The 20,669-nt window shown below is 50.4% G+C and carries 24 protein-coding genes and 1 riboswitch; of the genes, 16 read left to right on the forward strand and 8 right to left on the reverse strand.

Translation table 11 applies throughout. The features are described from left to right. Positions 1-13 precede the first annotated feature (13 nt). Positions 14-808 carry a DUF2797 domain-containing protein gene (locus I8U17_RS04765; protein ID WP_198059100.1) on the reverse strand — a complete coding sequence of 265 codons (795 nt, stop codon included), beginning with the start codon at positions 806-808 and terminating at the stop codon, positions 14-16. Positions 809-1,064: 256 nt separating this feature from the next. Here I8U17_RS04765 and I8U17_RS04770 point away from each other — a divergent pair, with 256 nt between their 5' ends. Both I8U17_RS04770 and I8U17_RS04775 read left to right on the forward strand, forming a co-directional pair. Continuing rightward, positions 1,065-1,232, forward strand: a complete 168-nt coding sequence (locus I8U17_RS04770; RefSeq protein WP_160173816.1) for a hypothetical protein — start codon at positions 1,065-1,067, stop codon at positions 1,230-1,232. Between the two features lie 22 nt (positions 1,233-1,254). Continuing rightward, entirely contained in the window at positions 1,255-2,136 is an 882-nt protein-coding gene (locus tag I8U17_RS04775) for an SDH family Clp fold serine proteinase (protein ID WP_033100100.1), read from the forward strand. Between the two features lie 165 nt (positions 2,137-2,301). Here the strand turns inward: I8U17_RS04775 and I8U17_RS04780 are convergent, their stop codons facing one another. Both I8U17_RS04780 and I8U17_RS04785 read right to left on the reverse strand, forming a co-directional pair. Continuing rightward, positions 2,302-2,634 (reverse strand): metal-sensitive transcriptional regulator, encoded by a 333-nt coding sequence (locus I8U17_RS04780; RefSeq protein ID WP_033100101.1) that lies wholly within the window; start codon positions 2,632-2,634, stop codon positions 2,302-2,304. Positions 2,635-3,626: 992 nt separating this feature from the next. After that, the gene (locus tag I8U17_RS04785; RefSeq protein WP_033100103.1) at positions 3,627-4,466 is read right to left on the reverse strand and encodes an alpha/beta hydrolase family protein; all 840 of its coding nucleotides are present in this window, start codon (positions 4,464-4,466) and stop codon (positions 3,627-3,629) included. 74 nt (positions 4,467-4,540) lie between these two features. After that, positions 4,541-4,730, forward strand: a riboswitch (cobalamin riboswitch). A 148-nt stretch (positions 4,731-4,878) separates the two neighbouring features. On the opposite strand from I8U17_RS04785, the gene I8U17_RS04790 reads away from it, so the two are divergent. The 12 genes from I8U17_RS04790 to I8U17_RS04845 all read left to right on the forward strand — a co-directional run bounded on the left by I8U17_RS04790 (position 4,879) and on the right by I8U17_RS04845 (position 13,514). Then, entirely contained in the window at positions 4,879-5,820 is a 942-nt protein-coding gene (locus I8U17_RS04790) for an ABC transporter substrate-binding protein (RefSeq protein WP_198055870.1), read from the forward strand. After that, on the forward strand, positions 5,817-6,851 hold the full coding sequence (locus tag I8U17_RS04795) for a FecCD family ABC transporter permease (RefSeq protein WP_033100106.1): 1,035 nt from the start codon (positions 5,817-5,819) through the stop codon (positions 6,849-6,851). Before I8U17_RS04790 ends, I8U17_RS04795 begins: the two co-directional genes overlap by 4 nt. 15 nt (positions 6,852-6,866) lie before the next feature. Further along, entirely contained in the window at positions 6,867-7,655 is a 789-nt protein-coding gene (locus I8U17_RS04800; protein ID WP_052154027.1) for a heme ABC transporter ATP-binding protein, read from the forward strand. Then, a complete protein-coding gene (locus I8U17_RS04805; protein WP_033100107.1) occupies positions 7,652-8,245 on the forward strand; it encodes a cob(I)yrinic acid a,c-diamide adenosyltransferase in 594 nt (197 codons plus the stop codon). The genes I8U17_RS04800 and I8U17_RS04805 overlap by 4 nt, the downstream gene beginning before the upstream one ends. A gap of 40 nt (positions 8,246-8,285) precedes the next feature. Next, complete coding sequence (locus I8U17_RS04810; RefSeq protein WP_198059101.1) at positions 8,286-8,642, forward strand: arsenate reductase family protein; 357 nt, start codon at positions 8,286-8,288, stop codon at positions 8,640-8,642. A gap of 116 nt (positions 8,643-8,758) precedes the next feature. After that, on the forward strand, positions 8,759-9,202 hold the full coding sequence (locus I8U17_RS04815) for a ferritin family protein (RefSeq protein ID WP_235281618.1): 444 nt from the start codon (positions 8,759-8,761) through the stop codon (positions 9,200-9,202). Between the two features lie 268 nt (positions 9,203-9,470). Further along, positions 9,471-10,034 (forward strand): thiamine pyrophosphate-binding protein, encoded by a 564-nt coding sequence (locus I8U17_RS04820; RefSeq protein ID WP_198059102.1) that lies wholly within the window; start codon positions 9,471-9,473, stop codon positions 10,032-10,034. Next, positions 9,956-11,071, forward strand: a complete 1,116-nt coding sequence (locus I8U17_RS04825) for a thiamine pyrophosphate-binding protein (protein WP_198059103.1) — start codon at positions 9,956-9,958, stop codon at positions 11,069-11,071. The genes I8U17_RS04820 and I8U17_RS04825 overlap by 79 nt, the downstream gene beginning before the upstream one ends. A 191-nt stretch (positions 11,072-11,262) precedes the next feature. After that, entirely contained in the window at positions 11,263-11,802 is a 540-nt protein-coding gene (locus I8U17_RS04830; RefSeq protein ID WP_033100109.1) for a peroxiredoxin, read from the forward strand. A gap of 79 nt (positions 11,803-11,881) precedes the next feature. Further along, positions 11,882-12,322 carry a TlpA family protein disulfide reductase gene (locus tag I8U17_RS04835; RefSeq protein WP_033100176.1) on the forward strand — a complete coding sequence of 147 codons (441 nt, stop codon included), beginning with the start codon at positions 11,882-11,884 and terminating at the stop codon, positions 12,320-12,322. 14 nt (positions 12,323-12,336) lie between these two features. Further along, positions 12,337-12,720, forward strand: a complete 384-nt coding sequence (gene gcvH / locus I8U17_RS04840) for a glycine cleavage system protein GcvH (protein ID WP_033100110.1) — start codon at positions 12,337-12,339, stop codon at positions 12,718-12,720. Positions 12,721-13,088: 368 nt separating this feature from the next. Continuing rightward, on the forward strand, positions 13,089-13,514 hold the full coding sequence (locus tag I8U17_RS04845) for a hypothetical protein (protein ID WP_198055873.1): 426 nt from the start codon (positions 13,089-13,091) through the stop codon (positions 13,512-13,514). A gap of 36 nt (positions 13,515-13,550) precedes the next feature. On the opposite strand, the gene I8U17_RS04850 is transcribed toward I8U17_RS04845, so the two are convergent. From I8U17_RS04850 to pckA, 3 genes are all read right to left on the reverse strand, one after another. Beyond that, on the reverse strand, positions 13,551-14,309 hold the full coding sequence (locus I8U17_RS04850) for a DUF3050 domain-containing protein (RefSeq protein WP_160173817.1): 759 nt from the start codon (positions 14,307-14,309) through the stop codon (positions 13,551-13,553). Between the two features lie 301 nt (positions 14,310-14,610). Next, positions 14,611-15,240, reverse strand: coding sequence for a uridine kinase (gene udk / locus I8U17_RS04855; protein ID WP_033100112.1), 630 nt, complete (start codon positions 15,238-15,240; stop codon positions 14,611-14,613). 203 nt (positions 15,241-15,443) lie between these two features. Next, positions 15,444-17,027: a phosphoenolpyruvate carboxykinase (ATP) gene (gene pckA / locus I8U17_RS04860; RefSeq protein WP_198059104.1), complete on the reverse strand. Its 1,584-nt coding sequence runs from the start codon at positions 17,025-17,027 to the stop codon at positions 15,444-15,446. A gap of 333 nt (positions 17,028-17,360) precedes the next feature. Here pckA and I8U17_RS04865 point away from each other — a divergent pair, with 333 nt between their 5' ends. Further along, positions 17,361-17,741, forward strand: a complete 381-nt coding sequence (locus I8U17_RS04865; RefSeq protein ID WP_033100113.1) for a S1 RNA-binding domain-containing protein — start codon at positions 17,361-17,363, stop codon at positions 17,739-17,741. Positions 17,742-18,005: 264 nt separating this feature from the next. Here the strand turns inward: I8U17_RS04865 and mnmM are convergent, their stop codons facing one another. Together mnmM and mnmL are read right to left on the reverse strand one after the other, a co-directional pair. After that, positions 18,006-18,575: a tRNA 5-(aminomethyl)-2-thiouridylate-methyltransferase MnmM gene (gene mnmM / locus I8U17_RS04870; RefSeq protein ID WP_033100114.1), complete on the reverse strand. Its 570-nt coding sequence runs from the start codon at positions 18,573-18,575 to the stop codon at positions 18,006-18,008. 6 nt (positions 18,576-18,581) lie between these two features. Further along, entirely contained in the window at positions 18,582-19,571 is a 990-nt protein-coding gene (gene mnmL / locus I8U17_RS04875) for a tRNA modification radical SAM protein MnmL/YtqA (protein WP_232330912.1), read from the reverse strand. Between the two features lie 146 nt (positions 19,572-19,717). On the opposite strand from mnmL, the gene I8U17_RS04880 reads away from it, so the two are divergent. After that, complete coding sequence (locus tag I8U17_RS04880; protein ID WP_033100115.1) at positions 19,718-20,584, forward strand: Cof-type HAD-IIB family hydrolase; 867 nt, start codon at positions 19,718-19,720, stop codon at positions 20,582-20,584. The last annotated feature ends 85 nt before the right edge of the window (positions 20,585-20,669 follow it).

Raw genomic sequence — 20,669 nt, forward strand, 5'->3', positions numbered from 1 at the left:
TTTTCCCTGCTTCTCAAAATTCCAGCGCCACCTTGAACCCCGCATGTTTGCGCACACCAAACACGCCGTTGTCCAGGATGAGGTACTGCGCTTTGACGCCGATCAGTTTTCCGCTGATTGTCTCCTGTTTTTCCAGATTAAACGAGGTGATCTTCGTCGGGGTGCCGATGTGCGGGTAATCGAACTGAAGCACTTGCGGCTCCTCGATCAGATAGCGGTGGTATGCGTCCGGCAATTTTTCGATTAAATCAGCCCGGGTTTGCAGCAAATCGATGTCGGCTGTTTCGTTTTTCAACATTTTGCGCCAGTTGGTCTTGTCGGTGATGTATTGGGAGAGGAAAACTTCGATTTCGCCGGCATCTTTTCGGGTGGGCACTTCCATCAACGGCAGGGCCGCGACCGCTCCCTGATCGACCCAGCGTTTCAGCCGGTTGGTTTTTCGCGTGATGCCCACTTTGACATCGCTGGACAGAGCCAGGTAGACGATATGGGGCTGCATGCAGTGATGCCGGCCAAATTCGGGGTCACGGCAGGTTCCTTCATGAAAATGGCAGCGTTCCGGCCTGACGATGCAAATGTCATTGTCCGGCAGTTTGCGAAAACAGTTAAAACAGGAGCTGTTGTTGCCGTAAAACTTTTTCGTTTTGCGGCCGCAAAAGATGCAGTTTCGCTCACCGAGGAACGTGATTTGTACTTCTTGTCCCAACCGCGCGTTCAGCCCGATTTCCTGGTCATCCAGTTGCAGGGCGTATTCGACGGGGGCCGCCCCCTGATGAACAAGCGGACGTAGGATACCGATTTTTTTCACGGAAAAAGCTCCTTTGCATAAGTATATTTCAACGATCGAGATTCGCTCTGGCAGAATCGATTAGTTTCAGTCTAGCAAAGATCGGGCAAATCGATCAATAGAATTCAAGATGTGGAAAATCGGGGGAGATCGGGAGGAACAGCGGCGAGGAAGTGTCAAAAAAGGATTTTTTGCCGGTGAGAATTACCTGCATCTTTCTGAAATGTTTCGCATATAGTATACTTAAGGTATGCTGGCTGGAGGAGGGGTGTATGCCATGTTCGATGCTTTATTGGCCGCGAAAGAAGACGCGCTTGTCAAATGGAAAAAAGAAAGCGAATACGAAAATTTCACGAAGTCGGTACAAAAGCTGAAAAGAGATATGGAAACGATGGGAATCAAGCCATCCAAAGAAAAGTTGTACGGTCGCCCGTACCGGGTCTAATCCAAAGAGAAAAGGGGATTCCATGGATTACCAACAGCTTTCTTTGCCAAAGCAGACACCGCTTTATCATGCCGTTCACCGCGACCGCTATGAAAGGCAGGAATTTATCAAGGAGATTGAACAGGCGACGGGGCGAAGAATCCTGGTTTATTTAGCCAATTTGTCACATCCTGACAGCGCGATCACCAGAGAAGATATCGCTCCGTTTTATGAAATTGTTTCTTCCCTTGATGAGAACAGCGATGTCGATCTGGTGATCGAAAGTCCGGGCGGTGATCCGAATGCTGCCGAAACCCTTGTGCATACATTGCTCTCCAAGACGAAGCATTTGCGCGTTGTAGTTCCCCAGGCGGCCAAAAGTGCAGCGACATTGATCAGTTTGGCGGCCGATGAAATCATGATGAGCAATACGTCGGAACTGGGGCCGATCGATCCGCAAATTTCCATTCCCACGGTTTTCGGTTATCAGTACCGGCCGGCCCAAGCGTTTCTGAATGGATTGGAAATCATCAAGAGAGAACATGCCAATGGACAACCCCTCAACTCGGCTTATCTGCCGTTTTTGCAGGGAGTTGACGCAGCTTTGATCGATTTCTGCCACAAATCGATTGAACATTCCAAACGTTTGGCGGTGAAGTGGCTCCGGCGGTCGATGTACAAGAATCATCCGCTCAAGGCCAAACAGATTGCCGAGACATTGATCAACATTGACAAATACCCCAATCACGGTTCGGTAATTAACTATCAGGAGGCGCAAGCAATCGGGTTAAACGTTGTCTACAAACCGTTTACGGACCCGGTTTGGCAGGCGCTTTGGCGGCTATATACCCAATACCTGGTCATGATGCGGGAGAAAGCAGGCGTAAAAATATTTGAAAGCAATGTCTCCTCCGTCATGATTTAAGTTTGGATAAAAATTCGGGTAAATCACCCGGATTTTTTTATTTTACCGAATTCGCAGGCCGGATAGCGGTGCCTCTCTGATCGGCCGGCAGGGGTGTGGGAAGAATCAGGGAAGCACCGTGTACCTCCCGGTTTTGCCATGATTCGGGGATCCGGCGACTGCCGTTCATTTCATCAGTTTTTTCACCGTAATGAGCAATTCGTCGATCACTTCAATGTCGCCTTCCTGCAACCGTTCCACCACGCAGCTGCGCAGATGCCCTTCGAGAAGAATTTTCCCCACACTGTTCAATGCGGATTGAATCGCTGCGATCTGATTGAGCACATCGTCGCAGTAGGTATCATTTTCAATCATTTTTTTTACGCCGCGAATCTGCCCTTCCACCCGGTTGAGCCGGGAGATAAGGTTGTTTTTTATTTTCGGCGGGTGGTGGCTTTTACGCCCTTCGGCAGGGCAGCATTTTTCCTCATATGGAGGTTCAACCATCATTTCACCCATTTCTGACTGATTTCTCTTAGACGTTCCTATGCTATTTTTTTATTATATCTCGAATCAAGGCAGTATGATAATTTCTTTTTATGATGGACATTCATAAAGATTATTTCCAGTACGACAGTTGCGATTGTGGGTTATAAAATACATGGCAACTATAAGGTTTTTTAGGAATAAAATTCGCTCCTTCATATTTTAATGAATCAAAGTTTATTTGGTAAAAGAGAAGGTACATGATATGAGAGATTTTCAAATCAATAAGCATAATTTTTTGTTTAATATTATTATATTGAATAATAGTGAATTTATTACATAATGTAATTATTAAATTATATCAGGAGGGTGGATCTTTGAAAAAGATAAAACCGATCGTTTTATCTCTTCTTTTTTTCATCTCCATTCTCAGTTTGCCTTTTGTGAATGTAAGTCAGGTAGAAGCAGCTTGTTCGGATTGGGCTGCACAATGATTATTTACGCCCCCCCCCGAATGGCCATATTGGAACCAGTAATCTGTGCTATTCTAGCGGGGATAAAATCTATGCTCGCGTGATTGCAAATAATGATGGCAATAAAAATGAAACAGTGGGTGTATACTTACAAAAATTGAGTGGCGCAGTTGGGTAACCTTGTCTAGCACACGAGTATATAAAGATGGTGATAATCATTATTTTACATTTTCCAATCTTTCCAGCGGAACCTATCGTTATCTTGTAGAGAATGACCGGCCTCATGATGCCTGGGTGAGAGCAGATTTATCAACCGATAAAGATATCGCCGCATTGTGGGGGCATCCAGGTAAATAAACAGGCTGTAACTCGGTCTTTTGCAATCATTTGATCCCAATCAAACCACATAAATTTTGTTCCCTTGAAAAACGCCATTCCTTCAAATACCTTCAGAAAGAATGGCGTTTTTTTATAAATATGTTGGATGTGAAATGAAAACCAACAGAATCAAAAATACCAGAGAAACAATGCCGATATTTTTTCAGAGATTCTCTAAAACTCCGCCAGGAAAAAGTCTGTTGTCAGGTTCAGCGCCTCTTCCAGCTGCGGGGAGATTCCGGCAAAAGGATGCACCGAACGAAACGTGTGATCAGCCCCGCGGATGATATGCATCGACGCATGGGGAGCGCGTTTGGCCATTTGTTCGGCTCCTTGCAAAAAGCCGGGGAGATCTTCGTCGCCCTGGATGATCAGCAGGGGCTGCTTCAGTTCAGGCAGTCGGTCCATGAACTGGAAGCGTTCCCGGTTGGCTTCAATGTCGTCCAACACTTCACGGTCGATCGGAAGCTGTTGTTTCGTCCGCGCATTGGTGACATAGCCGATTCCCTTTTGCCGGATTTCCTCCATCACTTCCGCAGCGAAAAAGTCGGGGCGGTGGATGCTGTTGAAAATGGCTACGGCACGGATTTCCCCGGGATGATCAAGGGCAAAGATGAGGCTGTTTCCCCCGCCGCGGCTGTGGCCCAGAAGGCCGATGCGCTCCACATCCAGTTGCTCTGCCCCGGGCAGACGGCCTTGTTTCAGATGGCTGAGCAAAACGGACAAGTCTTCCTGCTCCCGGGTAAAGGTCAGGTGAGCGAATTTGTCCAGCTGTGTAAAGCTCTGCAAATCTTCACCGATGCCGTTCATGGAAAAATTAAACGTGATCGCTGCGATCCCTTTGCCGGCGAGGCGCTTGCCGATCACCGGAAAAAAAGACCAGTCCTTGAATCCTTTGAAACCGTGGCAAATGATGACAACCGGATGTTTGCCCCCGGCGGAAGGAAGAAACAGATCCCCGCGGATCACCCGGTTTTCCTTGTTCAATTCAATTGTAAATGGATGTGCCGGCATTGAAGAATCCTCCTTTTTTCATCTGGTTTGAAAATTGCCAACCCTCATCCTCTTCTTCTATAATGATAACGAACGAAGTGCATGGAGAAAAAGGTCTTTCTTTTTACGGGAAAGCGAAGAGGGAAGCCGGTGAGAATCCGGCGCGGTCCCGCCACTGTGATTGGGGAGGACGGCTGCCGTTGATGCCACTGTCCGGACGGATGGGAAGGCGCGGCCCGACGATGAACCATAAGCCAGGAGACCTGCCTTTTTCAATCCATCTGCGTTCTCCTTCGAGGTAAAGGAGAGACGTATGCGCAAAGGGGTTGTATCCGAACCCCCCTGTTTTCGCATGCCATTCTCCTTCCTGTGCCCTTTAAGGCCGGCACAGGTTTTTTCATGAATCGAGCCGAACAGGAGGGGGTTGATCAGATTGCGTAAACTTAATCGTGTCATGGTCTTATGTTTATCGTTTGTGCTCTTGTTTACGTTGGCCGGATGTGCGGGCGCAAATAATCCTGCCGGGCAAACAGCGCCGAAAGCGTCGGGGACCAGCTATCCGGTGCAAGTGAAGGATATGGCCGGAGAAGTGACGACGATCAAAAAAGAGCCGAAGCGGATCGTTTCGCTTATTCCGAGCAATACGGAAATCGCCTTTGCCCTTCATTTGGACAAAGAAGTGGTCGGGGTGACGGCCAATGACGATTATCCGGCCCAGGTGAAAAAATTGCCAAAAGTGGGAGACTTCACGATCAATGTGGAGCAGGTGGTCGCGCTCAAGCCTGATTTGGTGCTGGCCAATACGGCGAATGACAAGCAGACGATCGAACGGTTGAGAAAGCTGGGCATTCCCGTGTTGGTGCTGGGGGCGAACAGCATTCAGGACGTTTATCGCTCGATCAACGTCACAGCTGAAGCGACCAATCATCTCCCGGAAGCCAAACAACTGATTGACGGAATGGAAAAAGAGCGGAAAGAGATTGCCGACAAGATTGCCGGGGTTCCCAAGGACAAACGGATGAAGGTATGGATCGAACTGGATCCCAATCTGTTCACCACGGGCGGGGATACCTTCATGAATGAGCTGGTCACCGCTGCCGGAGGGCAAAACGTGGCCGGCGGATTAAAGGGCTGGCCCAAGGTTTCTCCCGAACAGGTAGTCAAATGGAATCCCGACGTAATCATCACTTTTCACGGCGGGGAAAAAGAGATTTTGTCCCGTCCGGGCTGGTCTTCGATCAGTGCCGTGAAAAACCACCGCGTCCACGCGCTTGACCCTGATTTGACCAATCGCCCGGGGCCGCGCATATTTCAGGGCGTGAAACAGATCGCATCGCTTCTCTATCCTGAACTTTTTGGCGGGAAGTCAAAGTGAAGGGCCGGCCAAAGAAGCTGATCTGGGGCGGGGGACTTTTCCTCTGCCTCCTTTTCACTTTCTCACTGTCGGTCTCGCTCGGCAGCACACATATTGACATGATGACCGTCTGGAAAGTGATCGGGGAAAAATGGGGCGTGGGCAACGGAAGCGGAATTAACGCCACCGATGCCGTGATCATTTGGCAATTAAGGCTGCCGCGGGTGTTGTTGGTGGCTTTGGTCGGGGCGATTTTGGCCATCGCCGGCGTGGTTTATCAGGGGATATTGCAAAATCCCCTGGCTGATCCCTATATTCTGGGGGTTTCCTCCGGGGCATCGGTCGGGGCAGTTTTGGCGATTGTGACCAGTTGGGGTGCGGCATTGCTGGGAGGCTGGTCGCTGCCCGCCTTTGCCTTTGCCGGGGCCTGCCTCGCACTGGCGCTGGTGCTGATGCTTGCCCGCGGGCGTTCAGGACTCAACGTGATCTCCCTCATCTTGTCCGGAGTCGTTGTCCAGAGTTTTTTTGCCGCGCTGCTCACCTTTGCCCTGTCATTTAAACCGGAAGAGATGCAGCGGATTCAATTCTGGCTGATGGGCGGGTTTTCGCTGGGGGACTGGAACCAGGTGGGTGCGGTATTTCCCTTTTTACTCATCGGTTTTCCTGCCTGCTGGCTGATGAGCGCCGATCTCAATCTGATGGCACTGGGGGAACGCGCGGCGGCCCATCTCGGGGTCAATGTGGCAAAAACGAGAGTTTGCCTGCTTCTCATCGCATCGATGATGACCAGCGCGGCCGTGGCCGTCTCCGGCATGATCGGCTTTGTCGGATTGGTGATCCCTCACATCATGCGCATGTTGACCGGCGCCGACCATCGCTCTCTGCTTCCCCTGTCTGCATTGGCCGGGGCGATCTTGCTTCTGCTGGCGGATTGTCTGGCGCGGACGCTGATCGCTCCCGCCGAGTTGCCGATCGGAGTGATCACCTCTTTTGTCGGGGTGCCTTTTTTCGCATTGATCCTCAAGCGGCATCAGCGGAAAAAAGGGGAATAGAAAGGAGGGGGCACCATGCTTCAGGCAGCCCGGTTGGGGAAAAAAGCCGGCGGCCGCTGGCTGTTACAGGAGATCGATCTGTGTGTGGAGAAAGGGGAAATGGTTGGCGTTCTGGGGGCAAACGGCAGCGGCAAAAGCACGCTCATCCGTTGTCTTACGGGCGAATGGAAAGCGGACAGCGGCGAGGTGAGGCTGAAGGGAGAGCGGATCGACACGTATTCGCCCAAGGAAAGAGCGCGGATTGTCGCCGTCCTGGCCCAGGAACCGCTGGGAGAGATCGAATTTACAGTCGAAGAAGTTGTGAAAATGGGCCGTTATCCGTACCAAAGCAGGTGGTCATGGGCCTCCGGGCGTGATTTCGATGTGTGTGATTCCGTGCTGCGGCAAACCGGGCTCTGGCCGATGAAACAACGGCAACTGGCCGAGCTGAGCGGCGGGGAACGGCAGCGGGTGGCGATTGCGCGAACGATGGCCCAGGAACCGGAATTATTGGTTTTGGATGAACCCACGACTTTTTTGGACATCCGGCATCAGCTGGCGATTTTAGATTTACTGAAAAAGTGGCAGTCTGAATGCGGCCTCACCATCCTGATTGTGCTGCATGACCTCAACTTGGCAGCGCAATATTGCGACCGGCTGGTTTTGCTGAAAGAAGGCCGGATGGTGACCAGCGGTGTTCCAAAAGCGGTTATCACCCGGGAGAGGATCGAAGAGGCATATGGGGTGACGCCACTGCTTATGACGCATCCGACGCTTCACGTTCCGCAAGTTTTTTTGCAACCCGCAAAGGAGGAGAAAAAATGAAAATCTACACCCGAACCGGTGATGAAGGGAAAACCGGCCTGATCGGAGGGCGTGTCAGTAAGGATGATGTCAGGGTTGAAGCATACGGGACGGTGGATGAGTTAAATGCTTTCGTCGGCGAAGCGGTGATCCGCCTGGACGCAAAACGGGATGAGGATCTGATTCAGGATCTGACGGAAATCCAGCACGAACTGTTTGATGCCGGTGCAGACTTGGCGCAAGCGGGCAAAAGCCGCCAGTACAAGGTTTCTGCGGAAATGGTGACCCGTTTGGAAGAGTGGATCGACAAATACGATGCTGAATGCAAGCCGCTTCAGCGCTTCATTTTGCCCGGTGGTTCCCCGGGAGCATCTGCGCTTCACGTCTGCAGGGTGGTCGCGCGCAGGGCCGAGCGGCGCGTGGTCACACTCTGTGCGCAGCAGGAGACCAATGATGAGGTACGCCGTTACCTCAATCGTTTGTCCGACTTTTTCTTCACAGCGGCCCGTGCCGTCAATGCCAGAGCCAACGTTTCCGATGTGGAATACAAGCGGGGCAGTCAAGTGTTTAGGCAGGCGGATGCGGGGAAAAATGAAAAGGATAAACAGTAGAGGCTGAGGCCTTTGTCAACAGGAACAGGAGGAATGACCGATGTCCCTGATCATGTACCAATACCCGAAGTGCGGAACATGCCGGAAGGCCAAGAAATACCTGGAGGAACACGGCATTTCGTTTACCGATAAAAATATCGCCGAGGAGCCGCCTTCGCGTGAGGAACTGGAAAAACTGATCAAAAAGAGCGGTTTGCCGATCAAAAAGTTTTTCAACACCAGCGGGCAAAAATATCGCGCCCTCGGATTGTCGCAAAAGCTGAAAGAGATGAGTGAGGAAGAAATGCTGGATTTGCTCGCTTCCGACGGCATGCTCATCAAGCGCCCGATCGTGACAGACGGCAACAAGGTGACGGTTGGGTTTAAAGAAGACCTGTATAAAGAAACGTGGGGTTAGAAAGAGGTGACATCCTCGACCGTCATTCGGTCGGGGTTTTTTTGTGCACGAGGTACAAGTGGCGTACATACACTTTCCATAGCATTGTCGTTACTTACTGCGAGGAGGAACGAATTGTGTATAATATTCCCTATCTGCAAATATCGCAAGCACTGGATACGCATCTGGTTCAGGATATCGCCCACGCGATCAACGGAGAATACAGTGCGATTGCCTGCTATGCCCAACTGGCAGAATTGGCGGATACTCAAGAGGAAAAAGAGCGTATTTCAGAAATAAGAGAAGATGAAATCAAACATTATCGTGCCTTTTCCAATATTTATTTTCAGCTTACGGGTAAACAACCGGAACCGAAGATCACGGAAAAATGCCCCGATAACTTTAAAGAAGGATTAAAGTTTGCAATCAAGGATGAACAGAAAACGGTTGACTTTTACCTGGATCTGGCTGACCGGACAAGAAACCGGAATATAAAAAGAGCGTTTCAGCGCGCCGCAGCAGACGAACAGAATCACGCGGTCTGGTTTTTATATTATTACACATTGCAATGTTGCGGATAATTTATAGAAACCGGTGTGTTGATTGATTAAATACGGTACGGTATTAAATTCCGTCAAGGCGACAAGAGTCCAAGACTCATACCGGAAAAACGAAGCCTCCTGTTATAGTGGGGCTTTGTATTTTTTAGGAGTGAAAGTGATCCCGTTGCCTGTTTAATGCGATGGCAGCGTTGAAAATTCCGGAGCATGATCAAGCGAAGCAGATGTTTTTCGTGATCGGTTGTGTAAGATAAAACGGAAATAGGCACAATAGAAAGGGAGGTGTGAAATGGGGATTCATGTCGCCGGGCATTTGCTCAAACAGCTGGATATTTGGGGATGTCAGCGAATTTACGGTGTGATCGGGGATGCCAATCTTGATTTGCTTGGCGAACTGGCGAAACAGTCCGGGGTGAACTATATCGCATGTCGTACGGAAATGGGAGCTGCGCTGATGGCCTCGGCAGAAGCGAAATTGACAGGAAGGCCTGGCGTTGTTCTGGCGACAAGCGGTCCGGGGATCGTTTCGCTTTTGAATGGATTGGCGGATGCCGCGGCTGACGGTGTTCCGGTACTGGCCATCACCGGTCAGGTGGAGCGAAGCAAGTTGGGAACGGGCAGTAAACAGGAAATCGACCAGCAGCGGTTAATCGAGCCCATCGCCCTCTTTTCCGCACTGGTCGCTGACGGGAAAGGATTTTCCACACAGTTGAATCTGGCCTTCAAAGCGGCGGTAAACCGGGGCGGTGTTGCCCATTTGTCGATTCCCAAGAGATGTGGCGGGAAGCGACGGATGAAATCTTTTACCCGAATCCGCCGCTTATGCCGCCGCTCCAGCCGCAACCTGAGGTGATGGCAGAATTGCTCTCCCGGCTGGGGCAGTCGACGCGGCCTGTATTTTTGGTGGGGCGGGGGATTGCCGGAGCAGAAGAAAAGGTGATTCGCCTCGCAGAAACGGTTCAGGCGGCGATCATTGCGACGATGCCGGCGAAGTCGCTCATACCAAATGATCACCCTCTGTTTGCCGGCGGATTGGGACAGGCGGGCAGCCAGTCGGCAACGGATCTCCTGCAGATGGCGGATTTATGTGTGATCCTGGGAGCAACCTGGTGGCCGCAAGCGTTTGTGCCGCAAAAGATTCCGGTGATCCAGGTGGACCGGATCCCGGAGAATATCGGGCGAACGCGTCCCTGTGTCACCTCGGTGGTTGGCGATGTGTCGTATGTGGTGGAGGTTTGTTTGCAGGAGATGCCGCAGAAGGATCAGGCGGAGTGGATGGAACTGATTCAAAAGCGCAAACAGAGCTGGCAGAAACGGATCGAGGAGGAAACCTCGCCTTCGGCCGGCATGCTTACCCCTGCCAGGCTGATGTCTGCTTTGGGCACGCTTGTTGATCCGCGGGCAGTCATTGTCCTTGATGTCGGAGACCATACTCTTTGGTTTGAACGAACCTTTCCCTTAAAGCAACAGGAAATTCTGATCTCCGGGAAGTGGAGGACGCTCGGATTTGCCCTGCCGGCAGCAATTGCCGCTGCTCTCAATCATCCCGGGCGTCAGGTGATTGCCATCGTCGGTGACGGGGGTTTTCCGGTGACGATGGCTGAGTTGGCCACGGCAGCTGCCCGCCGTCTCCCGATCAAGCTGGTTTTGCTGAATAACGGATGTTACGCGATGGAGAAAAACCGCATGAAAAGCGCCGGTTTGCACACGCTTGGAGCTGATTTGGACAATCCGGATTTCGTGCGTCTGGCCGAAGCGTTCGGGTTTAGCGGATATCGCATTCAGAAGGAGCAAGACTTGCCGCTGCTAAAAGAAATGATCGCGATTGACCAACCGGCACTGGCCGAAGTGATCTGCGCAGATGGGATGCTTCCTCATACGCGGATTTAGGGAAAGACTTTGGCGTAGTAAATGACAAAAGATCTCAATTTATAATTAATATAAATTAGTATTGACTTTAATCTGGGGGCGTGTTATTTTTAATTTGTACCAAACAGGCCTTACCCGCTGTTTAATGCTAATCCAAATTGGGAAAGGTAAGTTTGGATCAAAAGTATACTTAATCTGAGGAGGTTATTCTCGTGGCACATCGTCTTGTAGGATTGCCAGCTCCCGATTTTGAATTGGAGAGCACCAAAAATCTTGAAACGCTTGACGAAAAGGTGCGCCTCTCCGACTATAAAGGAAAATGGCTCGTTCTGTTCTTCTATCCGCTTGACTTCACTTTCGTATGCCCGACGGAAATCACTGCGCTTTCCGATCGCTACGAAGAGTTTGCCGATCTTGATGCGGAAATTCTCGGTGTAAGCACCGACAGCAAATATTCTCACCGCGCTTGGATCAACACTCCGCGCGATGCCAATGGTCTCGGTAAAATCAATTATCCGTTGGCTGCGGACACCACCCATAAAGTAAGCCGCGACTACGGCGTTTTGATCGAAGAGGAAGGAGTTGCGTTGCGCGGGTTGTTCATCATCGACCCGGAAGGCATTGTTCGTTATCAAGTCGTGCATGACAACGATATCGGACGCAGCGTTGATGAAACCCTGCGCGTATTGCAAGCATTGCAAATGGGTGGACTGTGCCCTGCCAACTGGAAACCGGGGGATAAAACCCTTTAATCTTCACATCGATTCCGAGGGCCTAACTAGTGCGTTAGGTCCTCTATTTCCATAAAAGGGGAGGCTGAAGAGAATGGCGTTGCGTTTGCGTACGGAAATGCCCGAAATCAAAGGGATTACGGAATGGGTCAACGGCGAAGTGACCAATGAAGATCTGAAAGGACAACCGGTGATCGTTCACTTCTGGTCCATCAGCTGCCACATGTGCAAGAAGAGCTTGCCGGAAGTGAACAAGATGCGTGAAGAGTATCCGCAAATCAAGTTTGTCGGGATTCACATGCCGCGTTCGGAAAAAGATACAGATGTGGACGCAGTCAAAGAAACCATAGTAAAATACGAACTGAAGCATCCGCAAGGGATCGACAACAGCCACAGCGTCGTGGATGCTTTTGAAAACGAATTTGTTCCTGCTTTTTATCTGTTTGATGCCAACGGATTGCTCAGACACCGCTCTGCGGGCGAAAAAGCCCTGTCGATGTTGAAACGTCCGTTGGAACGCGTATTGGGAGAACTTGAGTAAGCGGAGGGTCCGACATGAATTTGCCAAAAGAGCTGCGTTATTCAGAAGAACATGAGTGGGTACAGCGCCTGGAAGGAAACAAAGTGCGGATCGGGATTACCGACTTTGCGCAATCGGAATTGGGAGACATCGTCTTTGTCGAATTGCCGGAAGCAGGTGCCGAGCTGAAAGCCGGGGAGCCCTTTGGCAGTGTTGAATCGGTTAAGACCGTCTCGGAATTGTATGCGCCGGTCAGCGGAAAAGTGTTGGAGGTAAATGCTGCTTTGGAAGGGTCTCCGGAAAACGTAAACGATTCTCCTTACGAAGACGGCTGGATGATTGTTGTGGAAATGGCGGATTCTTCCGAACTCGAAAACCTTCTTGACGCTGAAGGTTACGAAAAAGTGGTCAGCGAATAAGTTGGCTGACAGACTTTTCGCCCCTGTGGGAACTGTTGCCAGGCTTTGGCCGGCTGCCGGTCCTTCAGAAGGGGCGTTTTTGTTTTTCTGTGGACGGATTGCCACCATCGCACTCGGTTTGGCAGATTGCAAGGATGAGAGAAGAATTTTTGAAGGAGATTACATCGTTTCATATGGTTGCTGGTTTGCACGGAAGAGGCAATCGTGAGTTTGTCGGCTCACGGGAAGGAAATGGCAGTCTATTTTCTTTGGTATAGGTTGTTTTGAACTTACTGATTTGTGGTAAAATATATACACATCCATCGATTCTTGATCGGATCTGGAGAATGGATGATCCCGATCATGAGTGGGAACAGGAGGGAACGCCCATGAGTTACTGCTGTGGAGCTTCAACGATTGGTTTTATCGGGTCTTACCGGCAGCAGTCCGTCATGGTGCATCAGGTGCCATTGCTCTATTGCCCGGTATGCCATGATGTGCAAGTTCATCCTGCCGTAAAGGAAGAGTTTGAGCTGGTGGTAGATTATGCGAAGGAAGATCGCGTCAGAGAGGTAACCCTCCGTGAAACGATTACCCCCGAAATGATCGAGGAATGGAAAGAGTACGGAATCAGTTTTCAAGAAGATGCCGATTTTGAACCGATTTTGCGTGAACAAATTGATCATTCGCTCGATCTGCTCCGAGTTTCCAAGATTTTGAATGATAAAGAGTGGGGAGAAGAACTGAAAAAACGTTTGAAAGTGCTTACAACGCAATTGAAAAAACTGGAAGAGCAAAAAGAGGAAAGCAGATAGACAAAAATGGAACCCGGATTGGCCCCGGGTTCTTTTTCATTGGCGCTTGATTTCGGCCAGGATTCCATCCAACACTCCGCGCCAGGCCGCCAGTGTGGCGTGCGCCACTTTTTCGGCCTGCCCGATCTTGACCGGATCTTCCCCGCACAGGGTGAGCAGCAAATTCTCCGCGATCGGGGCCCGTTTGTTGGAGCTAATCTGGGTATGGCGATTGAGAAAGTAGATGAGCCGCTCTGAAACGGAGATTTTGGAAAAGCTTTTGGCCAGACGGGCATACAGTTCCGGCACCAAATATTCGTATCCGTAGCAGAAGGCAGAGGCGACTTCATGCAACTGACCATTGCCGGCAAGTTCAAGACACTGCTTGGTGAAATCAGCAGCAGAAGGCGGGATTTCGCTCTGAAACAGCGACTCGACCGGATGGTAGCCAGCCTGCAACATTTGCAGGTATGTCTCAATCGGATTCGTGTCTGCTTTCATTTCCTCCATGGCTTGAAAATAAATTTCAAAATGGCTGGCATAGTTGCCCTTTCCGTCTTTGTCGGTTTCTTCCCAGACGGCCAATTCATTGAGAAAGCGGGCAAATGAAGCATTTGTCCGCGGCAGCCAGGGCAGGGAGACACAAGTGAATGACTGTTGCAATTTTTTAAGCAAAGACATATAAACCCATACCACAAAAATATGGTGCTTCATAAAGATTCGCACATTTCCCTCTGTATGGAGATGCGACAGCAAAGCGTGAGTCAAAATTTCCTTGCGGGCGGCTTGAAGTGATTGGGTTTCTAACGTTTTCAACGGTTTCTCCTCCCGGTTTTGCGATTGATCAGCTCCGAATCCCATCCCCCGACTCGCTCGCGGTCAACGGGATTCTCCGTTTATGTTCGCATTGGATTGATCAACAGGTGATGATATCAGTGAAATCAAAGGATATTTTAACGTATTCCTGACATTGTTACAATTTGCGCCGCTAAGCAATCAGGTCTTTTCGGCATAACCCGGGATGAAATCTTGAAATGAGGAAGGAAAGGCGGGCATGATGCCCCGGCTTGTGACGCACTTTACAGAAAAAGCCCTCCAAGTCGGGATTGGAAGGCTTTCAGATCGTATCGGCAATTCGGAGAAAGGTCCGGATCTGATTGATTAACAGATTGATCGCCACTTGGTTGTGACCGCCCTCAGGGATGATGAGATCGGCGTAGCGCTTGCTCGGTTCGACAAATTGCAGGTGCATCGGGCGCACAACATTTAAGTATTGTTCCATCACCGATTCAAATGTTCGCCCACGCTCCTGGATATCCCGCTCGATCCGCCGCAAAATCCGCACATCAGCATCGGTGTCCACGAACACCTTAATATCCATCAGGCTGCGCAAACGTTCGTCATCGAGGATGAGAATCCCTTCGAGAATGATGACATCCCTGGGATTGAGAACGACGGTTTCCTTGGCCCGGGTGTGGAGCTTGTAATCGTAAATCGGTTTTTCAATGGGACAGTAATTTAAAAGCTGCTGGATGTGGGAGTACAAAAGATCATTGTCAAAGGCGAGCGGATGGTCGTAATTCGTTTTTTTTCTCTCTTCCAGGGTGAGGTGGGATTGATCTTTATAGTAGGAATCCTGCTCCAGGTAAACCACCGATTCAGCAAACTGCTGAACCAGTTTTTTGGCTACGGTCGTTTTTCCCGAACCGGTTCCTCCGGCCACTCCAATTACTACGGGTCTTGTCATAAGTCGCTTCCCTTCCTATAGCAATAAAACCCTATATTTTACTGTTGAGATCATATCAATATTATAGTTTTATTGCAAGTTAAACATTGTTCCATTAAAAAATGATTAAGTCTATGTGAATGGAGTGCCGAGGATGAGGGGACGTGATGCCCCTTTACGAAAAAAAGCCAACAGACCGTTTTTGATCTGTTGGCTGTTCCGGTTCAGTCGGCGAATCTGGGACCGGATTGGCGGATGGAATCGCTCACATTTCTAAAGGATGCGAAATGCTGATGGAAGCGCTTGGCCAGTTCTCGCGCTTTTTGATCATATTCCGCTGGGGCGGCCCAGGTATTGCGCGGGTTCAGGATTTCGGCAGGCACGCCGGGACAAGAGACGGGAATTGAAAGGCCGAAGATCGGGTCTTCGATATATTCCACATCGCGAAGCTGCCCTTTGATTGCGGCATGAACCATCGCGCGGGTAAAACGGAGATCCATCCGGCGGCCGATCCCGTAAGGTCCTCCCGTCCAGCCGGTATTGATGAGATATACTTCCACCTGATGCTCGGCCACTTTTTTGCCCAGCATCTCAGCATACATTTCTGCCGGGCGAGGCAGGAAGGGAGCTCCGAAGCAAGTGGAGAAAGTGGCTTCGGGTTCTGTCACGCCACGCTCGGTTCCCGCCAGTTTGCTGGTGTAGCCGGACAGAAAATGGTACATGGCTTGCTCCGGTGTCAGTTTGGAGATCGGGGGCAGAACGCCAAAAGCATCGGCGGTTAAAAACAGAATCACGCTGGGATGCCCGCCGCGCCCCTCTTTTACCGCTCCCGGGATATAATCAACCGGATAGGCGGCACGCGTGTTTTCCGTAAGTGTGTCATCCTTGTAATCCGGGGATCGGTCTGCTGTCAGCACCACATTTTCCAGCACTGTGCCAAAACTTACGGCATTCCAGATCTGCGGCTCTTTCTCGGGATTTAAACCGATGCACTTGGCGTAGCAGCCGCCTTCGATGTTAAATACGCCCTGGTCTGACCAGCCGTGTTCGTCGTCTCCGATCAAAAAACGCTCCGGGTCAGCGGACAAGGTGGTTTTGCCGGTGCCGGAAAGCCCGAAGAAGAGAGCGACATCTCCGTCTTTTCCCATGTTGGCGGAGCAGTGCATCGGCATTACCCCGTATTCCGGCAGCAAATAGTTCATAACGCTGAAAATCGACTTTTTCATTTCCCCTGCATATTCCGTCCCGGCGATCAGCACCATGCGACGGGCAAAGCTGATTGCGATGACTGTTTCCGAGCGGGTTCCAAAGACGGCCGGGTCTGCTTTAAAACCGGGGGCGCAGATGACGGTAAATTCCGGGTTATGCTGTTGCAGCTCTTCTTTTGTCGGTCTGACAAACAATTGATGAACAAACAGATTATGCCAGGCGTATTCGTTGATCACGCGTACCGGAAGGCGGTAGGTTGGATCTGCTCCGGCAAATCCGTCGAAAACAAAAACATCTTTTTCCATTAAGTAATCTTGCATGTGTTTGAAAAGAAGTGCAAATGTTTCCGGTTCCATCGGCTGGTTGACCGGTCCCCAGTCAATCTGTTCCTTGATTGATTCGTCCGCTGCGATATATTTATCCTTGGGGGAACGTCCGGTAAAAGAGCCAGTCGTGGCCCGTAAGGCACCGTTCGCTGTGAGAACCGCTTCATTTCGCTTGAGTGCTTGCTCGACCAGTTCGGCGACAGTCAGCTGATAGTGCACTTTGGCGCCAAGCTTAAAGGTTGAGCCGCTGTTTGCGGGAATTACCATACTCATACGTAACATCCACCTTTTTTATTTTTGCAATTTTATGTTGGAATCGCGATTTATGATATACCGAATCAATAAATAGTATAACATAATGGTATACAGATGGTGAATATGTTATTTTTAATTGCCGCTGATTCCGAATCGTGATGAACCAAATGCCGAATCGGGCGATGCTTGAAAAAACGTTTATATTTAATTGGTTTGGGAATAAGATGGAAGTAATATGTGGAGATTGTCATAAAGCTTAAGGAAATTGTTTCTAGGTATTAATACCCATTGACTTTTACAAAAATAAATGGTACCTTTGTACAGAATGAATTCCACTTCGGGAGTGTTATAATGAGCGAGTTAAAGGAAGGGGCCGTCGTACAGGGAGAGGTGATCTCTACCAAACCATTTGGTGCGTTCGTCAAGCTTGAGTCGGGTGAAACCGGTTTGGTTCACATCTCTCAGATCTCGACAAAGTATGTAGAAAAAGTTGAAGACGAATTGCAGGTCGGTGCGGTAGTCAAAGCAAAAGTGCTTTCGATTGATCCGTCAGGAAAGATTTCCTTGTCGATAAAGGCGCTCCAGGATGACCGTCAGCGGGAACGCAGAGGCGGCGATCGTCGCGGTGGACGGAAAAGCCCTGCTGATTTCGAAGATATGATGAAAAAATGGATGAAGAGCAGCGAAGAACGCTTGAGCGCACTTGCGGCGAAGCAAAGAAGAAACCGATAGAAATTAAGAGAGCAACATCTTCCAGAGGGGAAGATGTTTTTTTATGCCTGCATCCTTGCCGGGAGAATCTGAACTTTACATCGGAAGCGCCGCACAACCCCGGATGGAAGTTCAGGCAATCGCAAAAGGGGAAGAGGTGCCCCTCTGCTGACTGACCGTTCGGAACGCAGTGATGTTCAGGGAGGCACCATGACCTGGCCTGCAACATGCTTTCACGGGCCCGGAATGGGAGGGACCGAAACTGATTTGCTTCATTTATCGGGTTTACCTCTTTTCGATTATGACCAGCGAAGGGGCTTGCTTCCGATTGATCAACTGTTGCCACAGCACTTGATAGGATTTCGGACATAAGCCTGTGGCAAAACGGATGACGTGGTCCGCTTCCTCCTGGCCGCCGGGATGTCCGGTATACAGTGCACAGGTGAGAATGCCGCCGGATTTGAGCCAATCCAGTGCCGTTTGCAAGGCGGGAATCGTTGTTTCTTTCCGGGTGATGACGGATGAATCCCCGTGTGGCAAGTAGCCGAGATTAAACATGGCGGCATGAATCTTTCCTTTCAATCGGGGGGGAAGTTCCTCTCCCATCCGATGATGGCTGGCATGAAACAAACGAACCTGTTCCAGCTGTCCCGCTTTTTCCAGACGGCACCTTGCTTGTTGCAGGGCGGCTTGCTGAATGTCAAAGCCGAATACGGCTCCGGACGGCCCGGTTGTTTCAGCCAGAAAAAGGGTATCATACCCGTTGCCGACCGTTCCGTCAATCGCGAAACCGCCGGGAGGCAAGGCTTGTTTTATGTAGTGGCGGGCGCTTTGCAAAATGGAAGGGAGGATCATGACGGATCACTCCCTGATGTTGCCCGGAAGCTGAATGCCCTGCCGCGGCTGTGCTTTTTTCCCTTGCCAGGTATTGCGGCGTTTCAACTCATCGTCGATCGCGTTGAGTACTTCCCATTTTTTTGTGCTCCACATCGGACCGATGAGAAGGTCAGGTGGTCCGTCACCGGTCACGCGGTGAATAATCACGTCGGGAGGAAGGATCTCCAGCGAATCGACAACAAGGCGAACGTACTGGTCTTTTTCCAGGAATTGCACCAGCCCTGCTTCGTATTGCTTCACCATCGGCGTGTTCTTCAACAGATGGAGCAAATGGATTTTAATGCCCTGAATATCCATATGGGCACAGGCTTCCACCGTCTGCATCATCATCTCTTCTGTTTCCCCCGGCAAACCGTGGATGATGTGGGCGCATGTATAAATGCCGTGGCGCCGGAGTTTTTCCACACCTTCGACGAAGCAGGCAAAATCATGACCGCGATTGATGAGCTTTGAGGTGGATTCGTGGATGGTTTGCAGACCCAGTTCGACCCAAAGATAAGTGCGTTGATTCAGTTCAGCCAGATATTCCACGACATCATCCGGGAGGCAGTCGGGGCGGGTGGCAATGGCCAGACCGACCACTCCTTCCTGCTCCAGGATCGGCTCGTACATTTCTTTTAAGACTTCCACCGGGGCATACGTGTTGCTGAATGCTTGAAAATAGCCGATATATTTGGCGTCCGGCCATTTGGTGTGCATTCGGTCTTTCACTTCTTGAAACTGTTTTAATAAATCATCGCGCCGGTTGCCGGCAAAATCACCGGAACCGCGGGCACTGCAGAAGGTGCAGCCGCCGATGGCCACTTTTCCGTCGCGGTTGGGACAAGTGAAGCCGCCATCCAGAGCCACCTTGAACACTTTTTGCCCGAACAGGCTGCGCAGATGATGGTTCCATGTATGGTAACGTTTATCTCCCCACAGACGAGGAGCGGTTGTTGGCATCTCTTCGTGCATGACGATCATCCTTTATTCTTCTGAATCTGTTCCTATTATACATGATTTGCGGCTGGCATGCTTCTTCATCAAGTTCATGATCGTTTTTGGAAATTGAGTTACAATATAGATTCGGGTGACTCACTAACATCGAGGGAGTGAAGAGCGTGGTTAAACTGGTTGTCAGTGATTTGGACGGAACCCTTTTAAATGAGGAAGGAAAAGTCAGTGAGGAAAATAAACGGGCCCTTCGTTTGGCTGAGGAACACGGCGTGCAGGTGATGATTGCGACGGGCCGTCCCTACCGCTCGGCCATGGAAGTGGTCGAGGAAGCGGGATTGAAATGTCCCTTGATCTTCTTAAACGGTGCCTGTATCCAAACCCGGGACGGAGAGAGGATTCAATCGATTCCGCTGGGTCGGGAACAGGCGGAAATGCTGCATCAAAGGTTTGAAGAGATCGGCATTTACCATCAGGCTTATACGGATCAGGGATTATATGCCAGCCGTCGAGGCTTTGATCTTTTAAAAGTGGAACTGGATCGGGTGAAGAGCGCAAACCCTGAGGTTGACCCGGATGTTTTGAAATCAGCGACCATTGACCGCTTGAAACATTATTGTGTGTCCGGGGTACATGTTGAAGATGCTCTGCAAAACCCTGATGCGTCAATCTATAAAATCCTCGCTTTTTCCATGGAACCGGATAAGCTGGAGCAAGCCCGGAAAAAGGCGGAAGAACTAAGCGGCGTCATTGTGACCGCCTCTGCCGAAAATAATATCGAGGTGAACCATCCCGAGGCGCAAAAAGGAAAGGCAGTGGCTCTCTATGCCGAAAAGCTGGGAATTCCGCTTGAACAGGTGATGGTGATCGGAGATAACCGCAATGATTTGTCGATGATGAAGATTGCCGGTTACAGCGTGGCCATGGGCAATGCCGATGATGAAGTGAAACGCGTCTGCAAATACGTAACCAAGTCCAACTCGGAACACGGAGTCGCCTATGCCATCGAAAAGTGGGCGCTTGCCAAAGCGTAAACCATATTGGAACGCAGATACACCACCTGAAAACACTCAAGGCTGGGTCCGCGGGTTCCTGATCCCGGCTGCATTGACTTCACAG

The sequence above is a fragment of the Thermoactinomyces sp. CICC 10521 genome, assembly GCF_016055135.1.
GTDB lineage: Bacteria > Bacillota > Bacilli > Thermoactinomycetales > Thermoactinomycetaceae > Thermoactinomyces_A > Thermoactinomyces_A daqus.